Source organism: Pseudomonas paralactis (assembly GCF_001439735.1).
GTDB lineage: Bacteria > Pseudomonadota > Gammaproteobacteria > Pseudomonadales > Pseudomonadaceae > Aquipseudomonas > Aquipseudomonas paralactis.
The window spans coordinates 82,235-104,643 of the sequence record NZ_JYLN01000007.1 but is presented as its reverse complement, the minus strand read 5'-3'; the positions used below and the strand labels follow the sequence as shown (position 1 = coordinate 104,643).

Below are 22,409 nucleotides of genomic sequence, written 5' to 3'. Positions count from 1 at the left end.
CCCATCGAACGCAATGAAGCATTAAAAACTTCAATGTATTCAATGAGTTAGAGTAGAGGCGGCTTAACGTAGCCCACTCAAGTTTGTATGCGGTGAATGTCAGCGGCAAGGGCATTGATCGTTTGAGGCCGAGTAGCAAAATGGTTATGCAGCGGATTGCAAATCCGCCTACGCCGGTTCGATTCCGACCTCGGCCTCCACTCTTGGAAACCCCGTAGATTAACGTCTACGGGGTTTTTTATTGTCTGTGATTTGGCAACGCTTCCAGCGCCCTTATTCAGTGCGTATGTTGGCAAGCGCAGGACTATGTCCGTACTTATCAAAGCTAAGCGAGAGAACCATGAAACAAAACATTCTTCTTGCAGCCGTTTGTGCTGCACTGATCCAGGGCTGTGCCTCCACCTCCCCAAGCCATGAGGACTCGCCCTCCATGCTCACGACTACCTCGGCTGCTGTCGCCCAGCCCGCTTTACCCGCTTACTACTGGGACCTGGTCTCGGCCAATGATGCCGCGGGTAAACCGCTCGCCGTTCTGAATAAAGGCATCGAGCGCAAGCTGCGCGTTTCCTTCGGCGACAGGAATCTGAGCATCAGCGGCGGCTGCAACGGTCAATTCGGTGGCTATCAGTATCAGGACGGGGTATTGAAGGTGCAGTCACTGGCTTCAACGCTTATGGCCTGCGACAAGAACCTGATGGACCTTGACGCAGAGGTCGCCCGACTGTTCAAGGGCGATCTGCGCGCTGTCATCACCGGCGATAACACGGCGCCGATGCTGCAACTGACTACAGCCGACGGCTCGGTGCTCAAGCTGCAGGGCGAGGCTACGCCACAGACGCGTTACGGGAGCGAGGGAGAGGTCAAGTTCCTGGAGGTAGCTGCCAAGACCGTCAAATGCAGTCACCCGATGATCCCTGATTATCAGTGTCTGCAGGTGCGCGAGCGGCGCTACGATGACGCCGGCCTGCAACTTGCGACCCAGGACGCATGGCATCCGCTGTATCAGCCTATCGAAGGCTTCGAGCATCATGACGGCGTGCGCACTGTGCTGCGGGTCAAGCAATACGAATGGAAGAATCCTCCCGCAGACGCGCCTTCGAAGGTCTATGTACTGGATATGGTGGTCGAGCAGGACGCTTCCGGGGCAGGGAAGTAAAGGACACTCACGGCAGGTCGGTATCCATTCGATTCTGACCTGCGCCCACACGCCCGGCGATTAAGCGTGCAACCCTTTTGACAGGGTAGTCATACCAGTGCGCAGGGAAAAATCCCAGGCAAAGAAAAGCCCGCGATGGGGGGCGGGCTAAAAGGGATGTTTTCAGGAGCTGTAGGCACAATAGGCGCTCGTCTGTGAAAGCTTTGTGAAACGCGCTCCTGAATCGAAATGCGCCTAGACCGGCGAGATAGTCGCCAGCATGCCAATACCAATGGTCAGCACCAAAAAGCCGAACAGGAAAATTGCCATCTTGGTCATAAGGCCTCCGAAGGGAAGGGGACGACAGGAATGTCGGGATGAGGGTATTGTCCGCCTGTAGGCGTTTTCAATACAGGCGCAGATAGAAAAGAAAAAACCGTATCAGATTAAGCCCGAGCGCCTAAGCCGCGGCTTTTCACGCCAACAGTTTTTATAAAGATCAGCGCCATCCCCTGAGACAGCCACTGCATTTGCCCCTAAGATAGCGCCCACTGCATCAACAATAAGAGTGGGCCCACCCTCGATGGAAAGACGCCAATTCAGCGGTGGCATGCAAGGCAAGAACCTGCGCTACCTCAACGATCCCTCCCGGCAAGCAGCGTTGGTCACCCGCGTCGGTTTCCTGCTGCTTGAACACTTCTCTCTGCCCGCTTTCACTCAGACCCTGGACACGCTGGTGACCGCCAATCTGTTGCGCCCCGAGCTATTTGCTTCGCGCACCTTCGGTTGGGGCGAAGGCGAAGTCATCAGTGACCTGGGCCTTGTCATCCGGCCCGATGCGAGCCTGGAACTGTCGGCATTGCCGGACCTGGATCTGCTGGTTATCTGCGGGGGGTTCCGCACCGAACTCAAGGCCAGCGAGCCGTTTATCCAGCTGTTGCGCAGCGCGGCCGAGGCGGGTGTCAGCCTGGCGGGTTTGTGGAACGGCTCGTGGTTTCTCGGTCGTGCCGGCCTGTTGCAGGGCTATCGCTGCGCCATTCACCCCGAGCACCGTCCGGCGCTGGCGGAAGTGTCCAAAGGCGCCCAGGTCACCAGCGAGCCCTACGTGATCGACCGTGATCGCCTCACTGCGTCCAGCCCCTCCGGTGCTTTCCACATGGCGCTGGATTGGATCAAGAGCCTGCATGGCAAAGCATTGGTCGAAGGTATCGAAGATATCCTGGCGTTCGAAGAGTCGCGCTATCGCCGTATCAAACCCACCGAAAACGTCTGTGTCAGCGCACCGTTGCGTGAAGTGGTAAAGCTGATGGACGCCAACCTCGAAGAACCCCTGGAACTCGACCAACTCGCGGTTTACGCCGGTCGCTCCCGCCGCCAACTGGAGCGCCTGTTCAAGGAGCAACTGGGAACTACGCCGCAACGCTACTACATGGAATTGCGTGTGACTGAAGCGCGGCGCCTGTTGCAGCATACCGAGCTGTCCCAGGTGGATGTGCTGGTGGCTTGCGGGTTTGTCTCGCCGAGCCATTTCAGCAAGTGCTACAGCGCGTATTTCGGTTACAGGCCCTCGAAGGAAAAAAGGTTGGTCAAGTAGCGCGGATGAAACTCAATGGCGAAATTTTCGTTGCCAGGTACGCCTGTGCCGGCACGCCAGGAACACTTGTTAGCACAAGTAGACTCAAGGTGCTCTGTGCCAGGTCCAATGTGCCACTCAGTGTCGCAAGCGTTGCGTCCGGGGTATTGCTGACGCTCAAACTCACGGATTGAAACGCAAGCTTGCTCGCTACTGCATTGATATCGGTAAAACCGCATACGTCGACGACGGCATCGCTAGCGCTGGATGTCAGATACCCCCGAACCACCCCAAAGCGATACTGACGTTCAGACTCGACCGTCAGCGTCAGGGTTGTTCCATCATGGGCGATCCAGCGACCCGCCAAATCGTTGTCGACAGGTATTGATTCGATAGTGTGACAGGGGTTGGCAAGTGATGGATTTGCCACTCGACGATAAACCAGTTTGTCGATGTAGGTTCCACGGCCCGCCAAGTCTGGAAAATCACTGGACGCGATCAACAGGTGCGAGAGTGTTAGCACATCGCCTGTGTCGCCGGTACTCAGCTGCCCGCTTAACCCCGAGACCCAATTCCAACTTGGATCGCTGGTTTTTTCGTCAAGGTCGTGCCACTCGATAGCCAGCGACAGCGGCTGGTTTTCAGCGTGCGTGGCGCCTGTTTTCGATGAAAAACCGCTGATTGCGTAATGCCCAGTTGAACCTGTTGAAGATTGATAAGTGCCGAAGACTTGCTGGCCCGAGACCTGCAGGGACATCAAGGAGCCATAGTCGTTCTGCCACGTCCCCGCGACTGAGACAGTTGCGTCAGCAGAGTTCGGCAGGGTGGTCCTGCCGTTGAGCACCGTTCGCTCGCCGGCTATGAAGCGCTTCGAAGACGATTGCGTAATGATCTGAGGCCCGTCAGGGCGATTAAACAACCAGATGCCCACCGGGGCCAGGGAATAAACCGTGTTAGAGCATTTCACCACTTGGTATTCATACACCGTATAGCAGTGTTCCATCACCACCGACCCCACCAGTACCAGGTCGCGAAGCCCCAGAGCATTGAACTGAGGCAGCACTTGGCCTTTTTGCGGGCCTTCTTCGATCAGGCAGTTGTACAGGTCGGCACCCAGAGTGATTTCCCCGTCTGCAAATCCCAGCACAACCTTGGGATGGTCGCCCACGGCAATACGGGCAAGGGTTTGGCGCATCAGTGTGTCATCGCCCTTGAACCGCGAAGAGCCGGAATCGATAGCAAACTTTATATTGGACGCCAGTTGCTCTGAGCCGACTGAATAAGACTTCAGTTCGGCTGACCAGATGTATTCCACTCCAGGCAAGGAAGTGTAGACGGACCAGGGCAAAAACAGGTGTGGGCCTTGGGTTTTCGATGGGTCGACGGCCCCCATTTGGCAGCTGCCATTGCGCTCGCGGCTGTTGTAGTCAAACGTCACAAAAGGGTAAGCAGGGTCCAACTGCCCCTCACGCATCAACGTCTGGAGCACAAACGAACTGCGACCTTCCACATACGCACTGCTGCAAGGCAAGCCAAGTGCGCCGTCCCAGTCGAGCTGTTTGAATTGCTCGCCTTCATAGGCAGCGGCCAAAAACAGCTGAGTGTCCAGGTGAGCGCCTGCAGGTGTAGTCAATACGTCTGAGGCAGACTCAACTTGCATGGTGCCCCATGGGCCAAAGCTGTAGGGCCGCTGCAGGCAATCGGTGAAACTGAAGGTGCTGGAAGCTTCTACGTCAAAACGGCCACCCGCATAATGCACACACTGATCGTCACGGCAGAGCGTCGACGTGATCCAGTTGATATTAGTGCCTGAGTCGATGGCAAACTTCAGCGATTGCGCCGGCGTGCCGAGTAGGATCGTGCAATACCAGGGCGACGCGCCGTTGTTTTGAAAGGGGCCGCGCTGCATGGGGAAAACTACGTGGCTTGGCGAGGGGGGATGGTTCATGGGAACTCCGTTTCCAAGGGGAATGTAGGCCTCCCGACTGATGTCGGGAGGGGGCTTGGAAGGTATTCAATCCGGGTTCGCTGCCGGCGAATGCCAGCAGCGTGCCTTCGGGCTAGTCGGATTCGACGGTGAAACAAGAAGGCTTCAGCGCAACACCTCACCTTCCGTTTCGGGGATGAATATGGCGAGTACCACAGTGACCAATAAAAAGCCGTTGATGATGGTGGTGGTCAGGTTGAACGAGGAGCCATAGGCGATCAGCGCACCGATCAGTGAGGGCGCCAGCACGTTCGCCACGCGTTGCGCGAAGATGGCCCAACCGTAGCCCACTGTGCGCAGGGCCGTGGGGTACAGCTCGCCGATCCAGGCCCCCCATACTCCCCATGCCCCAAGGCTGAAAAAGGCCAGGGCGAAGTTACTCAGATAGAGCATCTCCAAGCTTTGGGCGTTGGCGAAGCTGTAACCGGCAAGCACCGATGCGCCAATGAACATCACAATGGTTTTTTTCCGCCCCAGGCGCCCCGTCAAATAAGACGCGGCCATGTACCCTGGGATCATGCATAGCGCCGATAACGCAATAAAACCATAGCTTTGGGGCAGGCTCAGGCCGCGCTGTTGCAGCAACGTCGGTAGCCACGTTTGCAAGCCCCAGTAGCCCCACGAAAACGTGAAGTTGACGGCGATTTGCAGCAAACTGACTTTGAGCAGGGCGCCACGGAACAAGTCTCGCTGGCGACCAGAACTCGTACGATCAACCCGCAGCTCACATTCTGCTGGTATGTTCACCGTGCCTCGACTCAATGTATCGATTGTTGCCCTGGCGTCTTCCTGACGACCCACCGACGTCAGCCAATAAGGCGATTCCGGTACCCAGCGTGCTACGGCAATCGCCCATAACCCGCCGAGCGAACTCAAGAAGATTATGGCGCGCCAACCTTGCGGCAGTAGCCACACCGTGGCGCCCAAAGCCAGCAACATGCCGATCGGCCAGCCCGACGCGAGATACACCGTCAATGCACCGCGGTGACGCACCGGCAGCAACTCCTGGAAATGCGCAAAGGTCACCACCATCATGCCCACGGCCGCAACGCCAGAAAGTAATCGCAGGACATATAGGGTTGAGTAATCGGGTGCAAACGCGCTGGCCAGGGAGATCACCCCATAAGTGCCAAGGCTCCAGGTAATCGCGCGTTTACGCCCAATCCTCTCGGCTACCTTGCCCCACGCCAACGCACCCAGCAGCATCCCGATGAACATCGCGCCGATCAGGTGGCCGACGGCGAGTGCATCCAGGGAAAACTCTGCGGCAATCAGCGGCGCGGTGTAGACGATGATCATCATTTCCCACGCTTCAATCGCAAACACACAGAACAGCACCAGACAGCACCGCAGATGGGTGCTTGTCAGTGGTACGTCTCTAAAGACATCTCCCACGTTGCGGTGTTGGGCCGCAGTACTCTGCTCCAAATGGGGCTGGTGCGGTTTCAAGGGAATATCACTCATGGTGGTGATCCTTTTTTAGGTTCAGGCTCTGACGCGGTTGCCGATGGGGGCGGGGCCCTGGAACAAACCGAAGCGTTCGATTTCGGCTTCCGGTGGCGGCTCACAACTGCCCACTCGGCTCGGCCGCCAGCCGAACCTGCGTTTCATGCCCGCCATGGCTTCGGCCACTTTGAAGGCCGCCACCACCGGGTCTATCACCGGCACGCCGACCTCCCTTTGCACCTCCTCGAAAAAGCCGAATTCAATGGTGCAACCCAGGATGATTGCCTCGGCGCCGTCCTCGTCGACTGCGCGATGGGCTTGCTCGATGATCTTTTGGCGGGTTAATGCGTGGTCCTGCTGGAACTCATCTACGCCCATGCCCAGCGGTCGCATTGAGGCCAACCTGTCGCCAGCACCATAGCCCTGGATCAGGGTGCGCATCTGCTCGATCCATTTGGTACGCCCGACAATGACGGAGAAACGATTGGCCAGGTGCGCGGCCACTTGCAGGCTCGCCTGGCAGGGCCCGATGACCAGGGTTCTACCGGAGATTTCTCGAGCATCCTCCAGTGCAGGATCGTAAAAACAGCCCAACACCAAGGCATCCACCCCTGAGTGTGCACAATCGCGGGCGATGCGCACCGTGCGCTCATAGGTGAGTGCCTCGTAGGCGCGGTATTCCAGGTGTGTCGGGGTTGGGGTCATATCAAACGACACCACCTCAACCTCGGTGGCCGGTTGTTTGATGCTGTGCAGTAGCGCAGCGATAGGGGCGTCGAAGGTCGGGCAACCTATCGGATTGAGCCAGCGCACGATGACAGGCATGTCATGTGGCGCAAGAGTGCTTGTGGTGTCGTCCATACGGTATTCCTCATAGAAGATTGAGTGGCGCTAGAAAAACTTCACCAGTGCCATGGTCAAGCTATTGGAACGGGGCAGGTTGGCGCTGTGGTAGTAATCGAAGTTCAGGTTGCTTGACAGGTAGAACCCCTGTTTGCTGAAACCGGTGTAGGTCATTGCCGGGCCGATCTTGCCCTGGCGCGATTCCTTGAAGTCCGAAGCCGTATGGTTGTTGATGTGGTAGGCGTGATGCACACCGAGCCATAAGTCATCGCTTACCAAGTACCCGGCCGCAATGTTTGCAAACCACAGGCTGACACCGCCTTGAAGACGGGTGGGATCGCCGTTGCCAAGGTCGGTGGTGTGACGATTGCGCGCGGCGTAATGAATGCCGACCGGGGTGAAGGTGGCGGCGAAACGTCCTACGCGCAGATAGTTGGCGACGCTGAAGCTGGCACCATAGCGGTTGGCAAACGCGCCATATCCGGTGCCTTCATCGTTGCCGTTGGGAAACTCCAGCGAGAGGGTGGGGTTGACCCAGAATGTGGTGAAGTCATCGGCGCCGTACTCGCTGGTGGGTTGCACCACGTTGTAGTAATAGGCAAGGCCGACGTTGGGTGATGCAACGCCCCAGGAGCCATTGCTGCGCGTGTTGTTGGCTCCGGTGTAACCCGTATCGGCACCGACCCAGACTTGCAACTGATCACGCTGCGTTCCGGTAAAGCCGGTTTCGGAGAAGTACGTCAGGACCGTATTACTGCCCGCTCGTACGTCGCCATTATCCGTACGGTTGAACACTGGGAACGTTTCCAGCGCCCACTTTCCGGGAACCCCCGGTTGGGCGAAGCCGATGAACTGATCGCCCTGTGCCGTGGGTGTGAATCCAAAAATCAGGGCAAGCGCGGGCGCTACGCATAGATGCGATGGGTGTTGCAGTTTCATAGTGGTGCTCTCTTTTTGTTGTTGTTCTTGTAAGCCGAGCTTCAGGGCGCGCGATGCGCCCCAGGCTAAAGTGTCAGGCCGTAAACCAAGCGGGCTGTCGCGGCGTCGATATAGCCGTTTTTCAGATCCTCGCGAACGGCGTGCGGGTCTCGGCGGCTGGCGGGGCCGTACCCTCCGCCCGCGCCCGTGCGCACCCTGACCAGGTCGCCGGTATTCAAGGCGATGCCGCTGGCCATGCAGTAGCGCTCCTCTTGGCCGTCAACGCGGATGACTTCGACATAGTTGGGCGTGCCTTCGCCCCCTTGCTCCAGGCCCCACGGCGGTATGACCGAACGTGTGTAGCCGCAGGTCATGAAACTGGCGTCGGCGCGAATCCGGTAGTCGATGCATACGCCACGGCCACCGCGGAACTGGCCGTGCCCACCAGGCTCGTCATTGAGTTCCATGCGTTCGACATACAGCCCATAACGGGCTTCACACACTTCGGCGGGGCAGTTGTAAGTTTCGCCATGCAGCCCGGAGTAAACGGCGTTGTTGCCATCGCGGCCGGGTTCGGCACCCCAGCCGCCGATTTCCGGCTCTACCAGGGTGAACGGGCGGCCGGTGTCCGGATGCACGCCGCCAATGATCGTGGCGCACACCGAGGCGAAATTGCCGGCGGGTAACCGCTCGGGAAATTGCTGAGCCAGACAGCGCAGGATCAGGTCGTGTACCCGGATCAGGTTCTCGAAATAAAAGCCTTCGGCAGCGGGCGGCAGCGCATCGAACAACGAGCCTGGACGTGTCAGCACCCTCAGGGGACGAAACGTACCGCCGTTGGTAATGCCCTGTGGCGCAGTCAATGCCTTGAACGCCATTTGCGCCGCGACTACCGCGCCGTCGCGACTGAGGTTGGTCGGGCCCAGACACTGGTCGGGGTTATCCCGCAGGTCGATCACCAGTTCGGTGCTACGGATATCTATGTGCACCTTGAACAGGCAGCCGTCATCTTGCGGCTCTTCAAGGCTCAGTTGCCCTTCAGGCAGCGCGGCGAGCGCCTTGAGCGAGACCTTCTCGCCCAGGTCCATGAAGTCGTTCATCGCCAGCAAAAACAGCGCCGTACCGTATTTTTGCGTGAGTTCGCGCAAGCGTGTTGCACCGCCGCGAACAGCGGCGACCCCAGCCCAAAGGTCACCTTCCATGAAGTCTGGCATACGGGTGTTAGCGCGCAATATCTGCAAAACCGAACGGATTGGCTGGCCCTTGCTGATCAGCTTCACCGATGCCAGGCGCAGGCCCTCCTGAAAAATATCCGTGGCGTCCGTAGACAGCGAACCCGGCACTCGGCCACCCACATCGTTCCAGTGCGCAATGTTGGCGGTCCAGGCCACTAGATGACCGTCGGTAAACACCGGCATCGCCAAGACCACATCGTTAAGGTGCGTCACCGCGCCATCATGAGGGTCGTTGCTGATAAAAACGTCGCCGTCTTCGATGTCCTGTGGCAACGGATAATGCTGGCGGATTTTTTTTACCGCTTTATCCAGCACACCGACAAACGCCGGGATACCTGCGCCGGAACTGGCGATCTCGCCTTGGGCGTCGGTAATGCCTGTGCCCATATCCAACACTTCGTAAATCACCGGGCTCATGGCGGCTTTGCGCATCGCGGTGAACATCTCGTCGGCAATCGCCTGGAGTGAGTTCTGGATGATGTCGCGGGTAAAAATATCGAGGTTGCTCATGGCGAGACTCCGTCAGCCGTTGATCAAGATGTGCAGGTTGCCCAGGCGATCCACCTGCACGAGGTTGCCAGGGTGCACAACCACGGTGGTACCGGCGTCCTCGACAATGGCGGGCCCGGTAAACGTCATCAGGGGTTCGAGCAAGGCATAGTCGTAGAGAGTGGCCTCGTGAATGCCTTCCTGGGCGTAGTCGACGCGTCGCCGCCCCTTGCAGGCCTCATTCACCAGGCGCCCGGTAATCGGCAACGCCTGGGGTGCCAGCTTGCCGATCTGGGCAATGGCCACCAGATGAAAACCGATGATTTCCACGGGCGCTTGCAGGCTGTAGGTGTAGTGCTGTTCGTAAAGGTGGTGAAAGCGTTGTTCGATCGCCGCCCAGCCCGAATCAATGCGCTCGTGCGGGCCGAGCAGCACTTCTACCGAGTGCTCCTGGTTCTGGTAACGCAGCTTGCAATGAATCTGAACGTCGACGTGCTGAGGGGGGATGGCTTGCGCGACGAACTGTTCGCGGGCCACGCACGTCAGCTCTTCCAGGAACTGTTGCGCTTGCTCGAGTTCGCCTTGGCGGGCGGTCTCGACAAAGCGATTGATAAACAGGTCGCGGCGCAAGTCTGAAAGGGTCATGCCCCAGGCCGAGAACACCGAGGCGCTGCGCGGGACGATGACTTTTTGCACACCTAATTCCTGGGCGAGTGCCACGGCATGCATGGCGCCACCACCGCCGAAGGCCATCAAGGTCAGTTCCCGTGGGTCATGTCCGCGACTCAACGACACCAGCTTTAACGCGTTGACCATATTGTCGTTGGCCAGGCGCACGATACCGCGCGCGATCTCCTCAGCGGGTAGTTGCAAACGTTGGCCCAGGGCGTTCAACCCGCGTACAACAGCGGGCAGGTCCGCCACCATGTCGCCGCCACAAAAGTAATCGGGGTTGATGCGCCCCAACATCAGGTTGGCGTCGGTTGTGGTGATCTGCGTGCCACCGTTGCCATAGGCCGCAGGGCCCGGCACGGCACCGGCGGACTCGGGGCCGACGTGCAGCTTGTCAAAGTCGTCCACCCAGGCGACCGAGCCCCCACCGTTGCCGATTTCCACCAGGTCGACCACGGGCACCATGATCGGGTAACCCGCATTGACCCTGTTACGCTCAATCCAGTAATCGGTCTTGATCGACACTTGCCCGTTGCGGATCAATGCACACTTGGCCGTGGTGCCGCCAATATCAAGGCCCAATACGTTGGGCTCGTCAATCAGATGCCCCAGTTCGGCAGCCGCCCAAAAGCCGCTTGCCGGGCCGGATTCGACCATGGTGATGGGGGTTTCCCGCGCATGCTCCACACTGTCGATGCCGCAGTTCGATTGCATGATGTACAACGGAGCCTTGTAGCCACCGTCCCGCAAACCGTTGGCCAAGTCGTCCAGATAGCGTGCTGCGATGGGTTGGACATAGGCCGAAAGCACGGTCGTGCTGGAGCGCTCGTACTCACGCCATTCTCGGGTGATCTGATGAGAGGCCACCACGCTGACTTGCGGCCAGAGCCTGCGAACCTCTTCCAGCACGGCCTGTTCATGCGCAGGGTTGGCGTAGGCGTGCAGCAGGCAGATCGCAATGGCCTGCACGTTGTCGGCTCGAAAAGCTTCGATGATTTCGGCCACTTGCGCGAGGTCCAGGGGCTGGCGCTCCTGGCCATTGGTGTGCAGGCGCCCGGTGATTTCACGACGCAAATAGCGCGGTACGAACGGCGCCGGTTTCACCCACTTCAAGTTGAAGTAATCCGGGCGATTGGCGCGGGCGATCTCCAGCACATCGCGAAAGCCCCGGGTGGTGATCAACCCCGTCTTGACGCCTCGGCGTTCGGTCAAGGCATTGATGACCACGGTGGTGCCATGGGCCAGAAAGTCTACGGTAGCAAGGTTTACGTCGGCCTTGCGGATGACATTGAGCACGCCTTGGGCGAAGTTTGGTGGAGTGGTGTCTACCTTGGCTGTACGAATCGTCTGTTCGCCGGTCGCCGGATCGTTTTCGAAATACACGAGGTCGGTAAATGTCCCGCCGACATCGGTGGCCACGCGTACTGTTTTTCCGTCCATACCCACAGGGCATCTCCTGTTGTACTTATTGTTGTTGGGGCCAGGAGAGCACCTCTCTCTGGTGTTGAGGGATGCTAGGGCGCGCTGCTCGGCTGCGGCTACGAGCAGGGTGGGTAGGTGGCGAGAATTGCGGCGCGTCGACTACCCGCTTGGGTAGGTTGGTGGGTCAATGAGGGGGGGCGAGTAGACCAATACGCATCGCTGCCGCCATAGCCGCGGTGCGATTGTCGACACAGAGCTTGGAAAACACGTGTTTGAGATGGAATTTCACCGTGTTTTCAGAAATATCCATCGCCAGGGCAATGGCTTTGTTCGATTGGCCTTCGGCGAGCAAGGTGAGGATCTGTGTCTCCTTGGCACTGAAGGAATGGCGCGAGCGCACAGGGTGCGCTCGCCATCCGCGCAGGCGAGTGATGATTGCATGTTGGTTGTGGGCGGTGTTCGGGCAGGCTTCCAACGCCCCCAGTATGCAAGGCCCGGCTTCCAGTAGCAGGCCGGGCAATGCCTGAGCCGGGATCGACGTCAAAATTGCGTGGTGTTCTGCTGGATGGCCTTTACCGTGGATCGCCAGGGCCAGCAGCTGCAGGCGCCAGGCGGGCAGTTGCAAGCCGCGTTCCTGGAGAGTCCTGGCGCCCCTCTGCAGACGATTAAGTGCCTCACCGGATGCCCCTGTTGCGAACTGTAATCGGGCCAGTGCCAACGTCGCTGCCTCATGGTTGCGCCAGTCATCCGCGTTGTTCGCGGCACTTTCCAATTGAGTGGCGAGTGCCTCCTGACGCGCTTGCGCCAAGGCCCCAGCTTGCACCAGCAGGTCGACTCGCCAGGCGTTGACCAGCCGTGTCAACCGATGCCAGTTGCGCGCCGTGGCGAGTTGGACCACCTGCGCAAGCTCCAGTAACGCCGGCTGTTGGCCAAGATTGCGCAGTGAGGTGCGCCATGACGCTTCGGCAGTGGTCGCGGCGATATCGAGCCAACCGTCGGTGTGTTTGAGCGAAGTCCAACCGTCGCGAAACCAAGGTTTCGCTTCGCCCCAGGCACCTTGCCAATACAGGTGCTGCGCCTTGAGGCAGCCCACCAGGGCCCGCACGGAACTTTCGCTGCCGAACTGGATATTGGCCACGGCCAGGGCTGCGTCTACTATCTGTGCTGATGAGCGGATATCGCCGGCCAACGCTTGGATTTGCGCTTCATGAATCTGGCAGTAAATCTCACCCAAGGGACTGGCCGCCACCCGCATCTTGATCTGAGCCGAACGAATCACTTGCAAGGCCAAGGGCAGTTGGCCTTGCACCTGTGCCTGTAAGGCATGAACGGCTGCCAGCGTACCTGCTGCGAGCAGGTTGTCGGCTGAGTCGCTTTCGCAAAATGGCAGTTCGTAGCGATCGATATAGGCATCGGCCAGCGTCTGAATCACATGAAAGTCTCGCGTCAGCCTTTTATCCTTATGGGCCCGGGCCCGGGTCAGGTCAAGCATCTGGTTAGCGAGGGCGTGCTCGCCAAGCTTTGCGTGCAAGTACGCCTGGAGCAGCAAAAGGTCTGGTTCGGTACTGAGGGTTTTTTTGTCGAATTGCTGCAGCAGGCTTTCTGCGTAACGAATGCCGTTATGCAGCACTACCTCCCACCCCCCCGCCTGCACAAGCAGGTCAACGGCGAGCCGAGTGTCACGGGCGCGCAGTGCATAGCGGATGGCCTGCACCCAGTCTCTTTCTTCCGCCAGCCAGTGCGCTGCCGCGTTATAGAGGTTACGGGCTGCGTCGGCATCAATGCTCTGGTTGAGAAAGTCCTGAAGTATCCGATGGTGACGAAACCATTGGCGGTCAGCATCCAAAGGGACGAGCAAGGCGTCCAGATGAGTCAACTGCGTCAGGAGCTGCGCACTGTCGTTACGACCACGTACTGCGTCGGCCAGCTCGGCGTTGAAGCGCTCCAGCAATGCCATATCACGCAAAAAAGCCTGACATTCAGGTGACAGGCGTTGCACCACCTGTTCGGTAAGGTACTCGGCCATGTCGGTGGTACGCCCGGAAAAGGCATTCAGGCTGTACGGTGATGCATCGCCACTGCCGCGCCACAACCTGGCCAGTTGCACGGCTACCGCCCAGCCTTCGGTTCTCTCGTGCAAGTCATGCAGTTCGACGGTCGGAATATCGAGGCCCAGAATGGCAGCGGTTTCGGCGGGTGTGAGCGTTAACGCTTGGGCGCAGACTTCGTACATCCAACCATTGGCCTTCCATTGCGCCAGGGGCCAGTTGGGCCGCACACGTGCGGACACAATCCATTCGAGCCACGGTGAGGCCTGTTCCAGCAGGGCCTGAACGATTGGGTCGAGTTGAGGGTTCGCTGTCGTGTGGTAGTCATCAAGGAACAGGGTGACTTTTCGGTTTGCACGGGCCAGTGCGTGGAGCAGGGCAGTGATTGTGCGCTGCGGTTGGACATCCAGTGATTGAGCCTGCGCCAGGCGCACAAGGTGCCCGAGATCCAGGCCGGCGTGGTCCAGCGTCAGGATCAGATAGGACAGGAAACGGTTGGGGTCGCCATCTGCTTCATCCAATGACAGCCAAGCGAGGGTCGCAGGTATCGTGGCTGACAGCAGGTCTTGTCGCCACTGCATCAATAGTGTGGTTTTGCCAAAACCTGCGGGTGCTATCACCAGCACCAAAGGGCCTCGCATTCTTTCGCGAAAAGACTTCAATAAAGCCTGACGAGGCAAGGAAGTCTGCAGTGTCAACGGTGGCGTTAGCTTGCCAACCCAACCCCAAGCGTTGAATGAAGTGGAAGAGGTGCTTTTTTTCACGACCGAGGTCTCGTACAAAGGGCCTGCGTCGTTTTTAGCAGCTACTTTTTCGTTGGGGCCGGCTGAATCGTCACGTAATGTTTATTCAGAGCCAAAGTCTGCGATACACGCCATCTGCGCGACGTCGGCCAGGTACTACGTTATCTGTCTAACCGCTTGTTTTATGGTGATAAGTGTGGGGCGAAGGACCCGCGCGATCGGGTTCCCACGCGCTTTGCAGGATTTATCTGATTTTGGGGGCTCAAGGCGAGGCGCCAAATCTGGAGCGAGTAGGCTCGCTCCACAGGCCGGTTTTCTCAGAACCGATCGAGTCGATAGGGCTTTAACTCAGACACCGACTCTCCCGCCGCCAGCTGCCCAACCCTTTCGGCCGTCACCGCCGCCTGCGTCAGCCCCAAATGCTGGTGCCCGAACGCAAGCAGTACTTTACCGTTGCACACCCGGTCGATGATCGGCAGCGAGTCGGGCAGGGACGGCCGAAACCCCATCCACGGCGTGGCGCCACGGTCGCTGAGGTCGTGACGAAACAGCCCTTTGCTCAAGCGGTGCAGTTGCCAGGCCCGTTGCATATTGGCCGGGCGGTCGAGGCCGGCGAATTCGACTGTTCCGGCCAGGCGCAAACCGCCGGTCATGGGCGTCATGATGAACTTGCGCTCCAGCGAGGTGACGGCAAAGGGCAGGCGCTGATGCTCGTGGGGCAGCATCAAGTGATAACCGCGCTCGGTGTCCAGCGGCACCTGTTTGCCGGTCAGTGCGGCGGTGAGTTTGGCCGAGTGCGCACCGCAGGCGATCAGTACTTGGCGTGCCGTCAGTACGCCGTGGTCGGTCATCAGTGAAACGCCGTTGCCCTCAAGGCGTCCATCCAACACGCGCTGCTGCAGAAATTGCACGCCCTCGGCCTTGGCCGCGTTCACCAGTTCGCCCACCACGGTGTAAGGGTCGAGAAAGTGTCCGGTAGCGGGGAAGAACAATCCGCCTTGTATCGCGTCGCTCAGTTGTGGCGCGGCCTTGCGCACCGCATCGCCGCTCCAGAAGTTCACCGCTACGCCTTGCCCAGACATGCGCTGCTGCAACGCATCGATGGCAGCTCGGGATTCGGCGCGCTCAAACACCAGCAGCGAACCGTCTTCACGCAATAAATGCGTTTGCCCGATAGAGCGCAGTAAGCGTTGCCACGCCCCCAGGCTGGCTTCGTTCAGCGCACGAATACCGGCCACGGTGCGCCGATAGCTTGCCGGTCGCAGATTCAACAATAGGCGAATAAACCAGGGCAGGGCGCGGGGCAGGTAGGTCCAGTCCAGGCGCAGTGGGCCCATGGGGTCCAGCAGCATGGCCGGCAAGCGCTTGAGGATCGACAAGTCGGCAATGGGAAATACCTGCTCCGTCGCCAGGTGACCGGCGTTGCCGTAGGAGGCGCCCATGCCCGGCGCCTGCGCGTCGACTACCAGCACCTGGCGGCCCTGGCGTGCCAGCTGCAAGGCACAGGCGACGCCGATAATGCCGGCGCCGACCACCACAATGTCTGCTTGATTGGGCTGGGCCATGGCTACGCCTCTCTCTGGCCATCAAGCAGGCGCCGCAGCCCCAGCGGGTTGTCGTGCCCGAGCGCAGCGGGCAGCAAGGCGTCCGGGAAATCCTGATAGCACACCGGCCGCAGGAACCTGTGGATCGCCGCCGTGCCCACCGAGGTGCTGCGCGCATCCGAGGTCGCCGGGAAGGGCCCGCCGTGCACCATCGCGTCGCAGACTTCCACGCCGGTCGGCCAGCCGTTGACCAGCAGGCGCCCGGCCTTGCGCTCCAGCACGCGCAGCAGGGCCCGGGCCTGTGGCAGGTCGTGGTCATCGATATGCAGGGTGGCCGTGAGTTGACCTTCCAGGTGCTCTGATACCTGGCGTACTTGCTCGGCATCCTTACACTCCACCACCAGCGAGGTCGCACCGAACACTTCGGCCTGCAGATGTACGTTGCTCAGAAAGGCCGGAGCCTGGGTCACGAACAGGTGGGCCTGGCCGTGGTTTGGCCCAGTAGCCGCCAGGCCCTTGGCGGCGATCCGGGCATGTTTGGCCAGGGCACTCACGCCGGTTTCATAGGCGTTGAAGATACTCGGGGTGAGCATGGTCTGGGCTGGACAGCGGCTGAGCAAATCACTGGCGACATGGATAAAGCGCTCCAGTGCTGGGCCTTGCACAGCGATCACCAGGCCAGGGTTGGTACAGAACTGGCCGGCGCCTTGGGTGAGGGACGCGACAAAGCCCCCGGCCAATTGTTCACCTCGTGTTTCAAGCGCGGCAGCAAACAAATAGACCGGGTTGATGGAACTCATCTCTGCGTACACCGGGATCGGCTCCGCGCGTGCCTGCGCAGCCTGGCACAGGGCGATACCGCCGCTGCGTGAACCGGTGAAACCCACGGCCTTGATACGCGGGTCGGTCACCAGTGCGATACCCAACTCATTACCCGAGCCATAGAGCAGTGAAAACACGCCCTCGGGCAAGCCGCACTGTTTAACGGCCTGTGCAATGGCGCTGCCCACCAGCTCGCTGGTGCCGGGATGGGCATTATGAGCTTTAACGATGACCGGGCAACCGGCTGCCAGCGCCGACGCGGTATCGCCGCCCGCCACGGAGAAGGCCAAGGGGAAGTTGCTGGCACCAAACACCGCCACCGGGCCCAGGGCGATATGGCGCTGGCGCAGGTCGGCACGGGGCAGGGGTTGGCGTTGGGGTTGCGCGTTATCGACCCGTACGTCGAGCCACTCGCCCAGGCGCACGGTGCGGGCAAAGGTGCGCAACTTCCCACAGGTGCGGCTGCGCTCGCCTTGAATGCGCGGGCGCGGCAGGCCGGTTTCGGCGATGGCGCGCTCGATCAGTTCCTCGTCCAAGGCCTCGATGTTGTCGGCGATGGTTTCAAGGAACCTGGCGCGATCTGCCAGGGAGGTTTCGCGATAAATATCGACGGCAGCCCAGGCCAGTGCGCAGGCCTGGTCTACGTGTTTGGCATCGCCGCCGGCGTAGGCGGGGTCCAGTGGCGTGTCGGTGGTGGGGTTGATGGCGCGGATTGCATCGCGACGGCCATGAAGGGATTGCTGACCGATCAGCATCTTGCCTGTCAGAGTCATGGGGGCATCCAGGTAAATAGAGGGTTGTTGTAGGAGCGAGCTTGCTCGCGAAAAAAGTGCATATAACGCGTTTATTCAGGATGAACGCGTTATCGTTAACGACCTTCGCGAGCAAGCTCGCTCCTACAGAAAATCAGGCGACGTTTTGTTCAGCCGACCAGCTGGCATACCACTGGCGGAACAGCGCGTACTGCTGCTCGGCATAGCGGCGCTGGGCAGCGCTGAGCACATCGGTTTCGTTGAAGTGCAGGGCGTAACCCTTGTCCCCGTTGAGCACCATTAGATGCTTGTAATACAGCACCAGGTCGCAGCCTTCATCGAACGATGACAGCACCGCCAACGCAGCTTCCAGTTCCCGGGCCTGGCGGCGCGCCTTGGCATCGCCCTTGGCGGCCTTTTTGCTCAGGGCCACCAGTTGCAGCACTTCTCGTGGCAGCGCGTTACCGATACCGGTAATGGCGCCGGTGGCGTTGCAATTGACGAAACCGTGTACCACTTGCGTATCCACGCCAACCATCAGCGTGACGTCATCGTCCTGAGAGGTAATGTTTTCTGCGGCGTAGCGCAGGTCGGCGCCGCCGCCGAATTCCTTGAAGCCGATCAGGTTCGGATGTTCGCGGCGCAGTTCGAAGAACAGATCGGCGCGGGTGGCGAACCCGTAGTAGGGGCTGTTGTAGATCACCGCCGGCAGGTTGGGCGCTGCTTTGAGGATCGCAGCGAAATGGGCCTTTTGCGCGGTGACCGAAGCGCCTCGGGACAGCACGCGGGGAATCACCATCAGGCCATGGGCGCCGACCTGGGCGGCATGGGCTGCGTGGGACACGGCCTCACGGCTGTTCACCGCACCGGTGCCGACGATGGTCGGCACACCCGCCGCGACCAGGCGCGCCACGCCTTCCTGGCGCTGGGCCTCGGTGAGCAGCGGCCAGTCGCCCATGGAGCCGCAATACACCACCGCACTCATGCCGATGTCGATCAGCTCACGGCCCTTGGCGACCAGCGCGTCGAAGTCGGGCGTGCGCCCGGCGGTGCAGGGTGTCATCAGGGCGGGCATGCAGCCGGTGAAGATGTTATCGCTCATGGTACTCACTCCAGGTTCATTTAAATAAGGGGCTTAAATGCCCCAGGCAAAAGGGTCCTGCTCGTCGATCAGCAAAGTGCTGTCGGCGGTCATGAAGGCGCGGCCAGTAATGAAGGGGCTTACGCGTTCGCCGTCCCATTCATAGCGGCCCTGGAACTGGCTGCCGGTGATGCTGGCTTGTACCCAGATCTGCCCCGCCGCGAGTTTTCCATCGGCGGCCAGGCACGCGAGTTTGGCGCTGGTGCCGGTGCCGCAGGGGGAGCGGTCATAGGCTTTGCCGGGGCACATTACGAAGTTGCGGCTGTCGGCATGGGCGTCATCGGCGAAAAGCTCGACATGGTCGATCAACGCGCCGTCTGCACCGTGAATACCCTGGGCCTCAAGAGCCTTGAGCATCGCCCAGGTGTAGTCGGTCAAGGCGTCAACGTTGCTCATCTGCAACGCCTGGCCGTGGTCCGACACCAGGAAGAACCAGTTGCCGCCCCAGGCAATGTCGCCCCGCACCTCGCCATACCCAGGCACCTGCACCGGTACCTGTTGGCGGTAACGATAGGCGGGCACATTGCGCAGGGTCACCGCGCCATCCTCGTGCAGCGTGGCCGTCACCGTGCCCACTGGTGTGTCGATGGTGTGGACGCCAGGGGCGATAAGCCCCAGGTAATGCAGCGAGGCCACCAGGCCGAGGGTGCCGTGCCCACACATGCCGAGGTAGCCGGCGTTGTTGAAAAAAATCACCCCGCAGGTGGCGCCGGGTGTGACCGGCGCGCAGTACAGCGCGCCGACCAGCACATCGTTGCCCCGTGGCTCCAGCAGGCAGGCACGGCGCCATTGGTCGTGGTGAGTGCGCAGATCTTCGAGCTGCTCGGCGATGGTAGTGCCCGCCAAGGCCGGGAAGCCGTTCATGATCAGGCGCGTGGGTTCGCCACCGGTGTGGGAATCGATTACATGCAGACGCTTCATGGAAGGTTCCATCAGTGTGTGGCCGCCGAGAGGGAGGTGTCGTAGTGGCCGTCAGCGACCGCTTCGCTTTCATCGTCTTCGCTCTCCAGACGCACCAGGTGGGCCGGCACGCCGGTGGCGGCGCCCCAGTAGTAGATGCCCAGGGCACAAGCCGCCACGACCAGCGTGTCAAACGGGTGGCTGATCACGCCGATACCGCCAAAGCTGCCGAGTTTGGAGAGCAAGATGGTTACGGCGTAGAAGCCGATCAACCAGGCCGAGGAGCGCACTTGTTGCGTGAGATTAAGGTGTGCGGTCGGTACCCAGCGTGCACAGAGCAGGTACACCACAAACATCAGGATTTGCAGGCCCAACAGCCACGACACCGTGCTCCAGCCCGACCAGTACACGATCAGCGCAGCGATGATGAATGACAGCGGGCCCAATACCGCCATGCCCTTGACCCGGAACGGCCGCGCCATGTCCGGTGCATTGCGGCGCAGGGCGGCGACGGTCACCGGGGCCACGGCGTAGCTCAGGATCAGCGCGGCGGATACCACGTTGATCAGCGCTTCCCACGACGGGAACGGCAGGGTCCAGAATACCGACAGGCCAAAGGTCAGCCACAGCGCCGGGCGCGGGATGCCGGACTTCTCATCGATGCGCGTGAAGATCTTGAAGAAGGTCCCGGTCTGCGCCCAGCCATACACCACACGTGGGGTCGCGTTCATATAGATATTGCCGCAGCCGCTGGGGGAGATCACCGCATCGGCCACCACCAGATAAGCCAGCCAGCCCACGCCCAACGCCAGGGCGATATCGCGATACGGCAGGGCCAGTTCCTTGCTGATACCGGCCCAGCCGTTGGCGAGCATTTCGGTGGGCACACCGCCAAGGAACGCGGTTTGCAGCAGCACATAAATGGCGGTCGACAACAGTACCGAGAGGATCAACGCGATAGGGATGGTGCGCTGCGGGTTCTTAACTTCGCTGGCCACCGAAATGATCGGCGTCAGGCCCAGGTAGGCGAAGATCACGCCGCCGGCCGACACCGCCATCTCAATGCCCGACAGGCCAAACGGTGCAAAACCGTGCATCTGGAAGTTCGCTGGTTTGAAGAAGGTGAACAGCACACCGATCACCAGCAACGGCACGATGAACTTGAACACGCTCACCAGGTTATTGGCGATGGCGAAGGTCTTGACGCTGCGGTAGTTGAGGATAAAGAACAGGCACAGCAGCGCGAACTGCACCAGCCAGCCCAGGGTGGTCGGGTCGCTGGAACCGGCCTTGGTCAACTCAGGAAACCACGCGGCGGCGTATTGGCGTGAGGCGACCACTTCAATCGCCACCAGGCTGGAAAACGCAATCAGCGTGATAAAGCCCATCAGATAGCCCAGCAGCGGGCCATGGGAGTACACCGGGTAACGCACCACGCCACCGGCGCGGGGCAGGGCGGCGCCGAGTTCGCAATAAACAATACCCAGCAACAGCACGGCGAAACCACCCAGCAACCAGGAGAAAATCCCCGCCGGGCCTGCGATGGCCGACACATGACTGGCAGCGAATAACCACCCCGAACCGAAGATGGCCCCCAGCCCGATAAAGGTGAGGTCCATCAGTGACAGCTGTTTCTTGAACTTGCCTTGGCCTGACATAGCGGCGCCTTCTTGTGAGTTATTGGATAGGCATGCAGTGGCGCTATCGTGAACCCGTCAGCCCGGCGGCGATTGATGTTTTGCATGGGCATGAATGACGAATTCAGCACAATTTCCCGTACTCGACAGCGCAAGGCACATGGCGCAATCTGCTGGCCGTCGATCAATAAAAGGGCGGTGAAAGTCATGTTGCACAGCGCGTTTGCAAGCCTTCTCAACGGCAGCCGCCCCGACAGCATCGAGCAGCTGTTAAGCGGGGTAGAGCAGCTATTGCCGATGCTTGACGTGCTGCCCAACGCGGCGATTTTTATCAAGGACATCGATGCCCGCTACGTGCTCGCCAACCGCACTCTGGTGCAGCGCTGCGGCCTCAGGCGGCTTGAGCCGCTGCTGGGCAAGACCAGCGCCGAGGTGTTCCCCGCGCAACTGGGGCCGGGCTATACCGAGCAGGATCGGCGCGTGCTCGAACGCGGGCAGGTGCTGGAAGACCAGCTTGAGTTGCATCTCTACGGCACCCGCGAACCCGGCTGGTGCCTCACGCACAAATGGCCGCTGTACAACCGGCTCGGTGCGATCATCGGCTTGGCGGGGATTTCAGTGGACCTGCAATCGGCCAGCCAGACTCACCCGGCTTATCAACGCCTGGCAGCGGTGGATGAACATATCCGCACCCACTTCAACCGCCGCGTCACCCTCGGTGAGTTGACGCGCATTGCCGGGATTTCCGTGGCGCAGTTGGAGCGCTACTGCAAGCGCGTCTTCCATCTGACGCCCAGGCAGATGATCCAGAAAGTGCGCCTGGAACATGCCCGGAGCTTGTTGCATACCGAGCTGCCGATTACCGAGGTGGCATTGCAATGCGGGTACACCGACCACAGTGCGTTTACCCGTCAGTTCAAGGCATCCACCGGGTTCACCCCCAGGCAGTATCGGCAAGCAACGCAAGGCGCCAGCGCAGGTGAATGTCTTATGTAGGAGCGAGCTTGCTCGCGAAAAACTCACACGCGCCGCGTTCATTCAGGAAGCACGCGTTATCGTTGACGTTTTTCGCGAGCAAGCTCGCTCCTACAGGATAAGCGTC

Annotated in this window: 15 protein-coding genes and 1 tRNA gene; 4 read left to right on the top strand and 12 right to left on the bottom strand. The window is 60.1% G+C overall.

Annotated features, from left to right (window positions below):
- Positions 1–126: 126 nt before the first annotated feature.
- From TX23_RS18405 to TX23_RS18395, 3 genes are all read left to right on the top strand, one after another.
- Positions 127–200 (top strand) — tRNA-Cys (locus TX23_RS18405).
- Between the two features lie 230 nt (positions 201–430).
- Positions 431–1,156, top strand: a complete 726-nt coding sequence (locus TX23_RS18400) for an META and DUF4377 domain-containing protein (RefSeq protein WP_244885968.1) — start codon at positions 431–433, stop codon at positions 1,154–1,156.
- Between the two features lie 589 nt (positions 1,157–1,745).
- Entirely contained in the window at positions 1,746–2,729 is a 984-nt protein-coding gene (locus tag TX23_RS18395) for a GlxA family transcriptional regulator (RefSeq protein ID WP_057703627.1), read from the top strand.
- Here TX23_RS18395 and TX23_RS18390 read toward each other — a convergent pair.
- From TX23_RS18390 to TX23_RS18335, 12 genes are all read right to left on the bottom strand, one after another.
- Entirely contained in the window at positions 2,722–4,656 is a 1,935-nt protein-coding gene (locus TX23_RS18390; RefSeq protein WP_057703417.1) for a pepsin-like aspartic protease, read from the bottom strand. The two genes, TX23_RS18395 and TX23_RS18390, sit on opposite strands and share 8 nt — an antisense overlap.
- A gap of 144 nt (positions 4,657–4,800) precedes the next feature.
- Positions 4,801–6,159, bottom strand: coding sequence for an MFS transporter (locus TX23_RS18385; RefSeq protein ID WP_057703416.1), 1,359 nt, complete (start codon positions 6,157–6,159; stop codon positions 4,801–4,803).
- A gap of 21 nt (positions 6,160–6,180) precedes the next feature.
- Entirely contained in the window at positions 6,181–7,002 is an 822-nt protein-coding gene (locus tag TX23_RS18380) for an aspartate/glutamate racemase family protein (RefSeq protein WP_057703415.1), read from the bottom strand.
- A 30-nt stretch (positions 7,003–7,032) separates the two neighbouring features.
- A complete protein-coding gene (locus tag TX23_RS18375) occupies positions 7,033–7,923 on the bottom strand; it encodes a hypothetical protein (protein WP_057703414.1) in 891 nt (296 codons plus the stop codon).
- Positions 7,924–7,988: 65 nt separating this feature from the next.
- Positions 7,989–9,647: a hydantoinase B/oxoprolinase family protein gene (locus tag TX23_RS18370; protein ID WP_057703413.1), complete on the bottom strand. Its 1,659-nt coding sequence runs from the start codon at positions 9,645–9,647 to the stop codon at positions 7,989–7,991.
- A 12-nt stretch (positions 9,648–9,659) separates the two neighbouring features.
- Positions 9,660–11,738, bottom strand: coding sequence for a hydantoinase/oxoprolinase family protein (locus TX23_RS18365; RefSeq protein WP_057703412.1), 2,079 nt, complete (start codon positions 11,736–11,738; stop codon positions 9,660–9,662).
- 166 nt (positions 11,739–11,904) lie between these two features.
- Positions 11,905–14,349, bottom strand: a complete 2,445-nt coding sequence (locus TX23_RS18360) for a LuxR C-terminal-related transcriptional regulator (RefSeq protein ID WP_244885967.1) — start codon at positions 14,347–14,349, stop codon at positions 11,905–11,907.
- 479 nt (positions 14,350–14,828) lie between these two features.
- Positions 14,829–16,076 (bottom strand): NAD(P)/FAD-dependent oxidoreductase, encoded by a 1,248-nt coding sequence (locus TX23_RS18355; RefSeq protein ID WP_057703411.1) that lies wholly within the window; start codon positions 16,074–16,076, stop codon positions 14,829–14,831.
- Between the two features lie 2 nt (positions 16,077–16,078).
- A complete protein-coding gene (locus TX23_RS18350) occupies positions 16,079–17,650 on the bottom strand; it encodes an aldehyde dehydrogenase (NADP(+)) (RefSeq protein WP_057703410.1) in 1,572 nt (523 codons plus the stop codon).
- A gap of 133 nt (positions 17,651–17,783) precedes the next feature.
- Positions 17,784–18,731, bottom strand: a complete 948-nt coding sequence (locus tag TX23_RS18345; RefSeq protein WP_057703409.1) for a dihydrodipicolinate synthase family protein — start codon at positions 18,729–18,731, stop codon at positions 17,784–17,786.
- A gap of 33 nt (positions 18,732–18,764) precedes the next feature.
- On the bottom strand, positions 18,765–19,691 hold the full coding sequence (locus TX23_RS18340) for a 4-hydroxyproline epimerase (RefSeq protein ID WP_057703408.1): 927 nt from the start codon (positions 19,689–19,691) through the stop codon (positions 18,765–18,767).
- A gap of 11 nt (positions 19,692–19,702) precedes the next feature.
- Positions 19,703–21,328 (bottom strand): APC family permease, encoded by a 1,626-nt coding sequence (locus TX23_RS18335; RefSeq protein WP_057703407.1) that lies wholly within the window; start codon positions 21,326–21,328, stop codon positions 19,703–19,705.
- A gap of 186 nt (positions 21,329–21,514) precedes the next feature.
- Here TX23_RS18335 and TX23_RS18330 point away from each other — a divergent pair, with 186 nt between their 5' ends.
- Positions 21,515–22,303 carry an AraC family transcriptional regulator gene (locus tag TX23_RS18330; RefSeq protein WP_057703625.1) on the top strand — a complete coding sequence of 263 codons (789 nt, stop codon included), beginning with the start codon at positions 21,515–21,517 and terminating at the stop codon, positions 22,301–22,303.
- Positions 22,304–22,409: the final 106 nt, after the last annotated feature.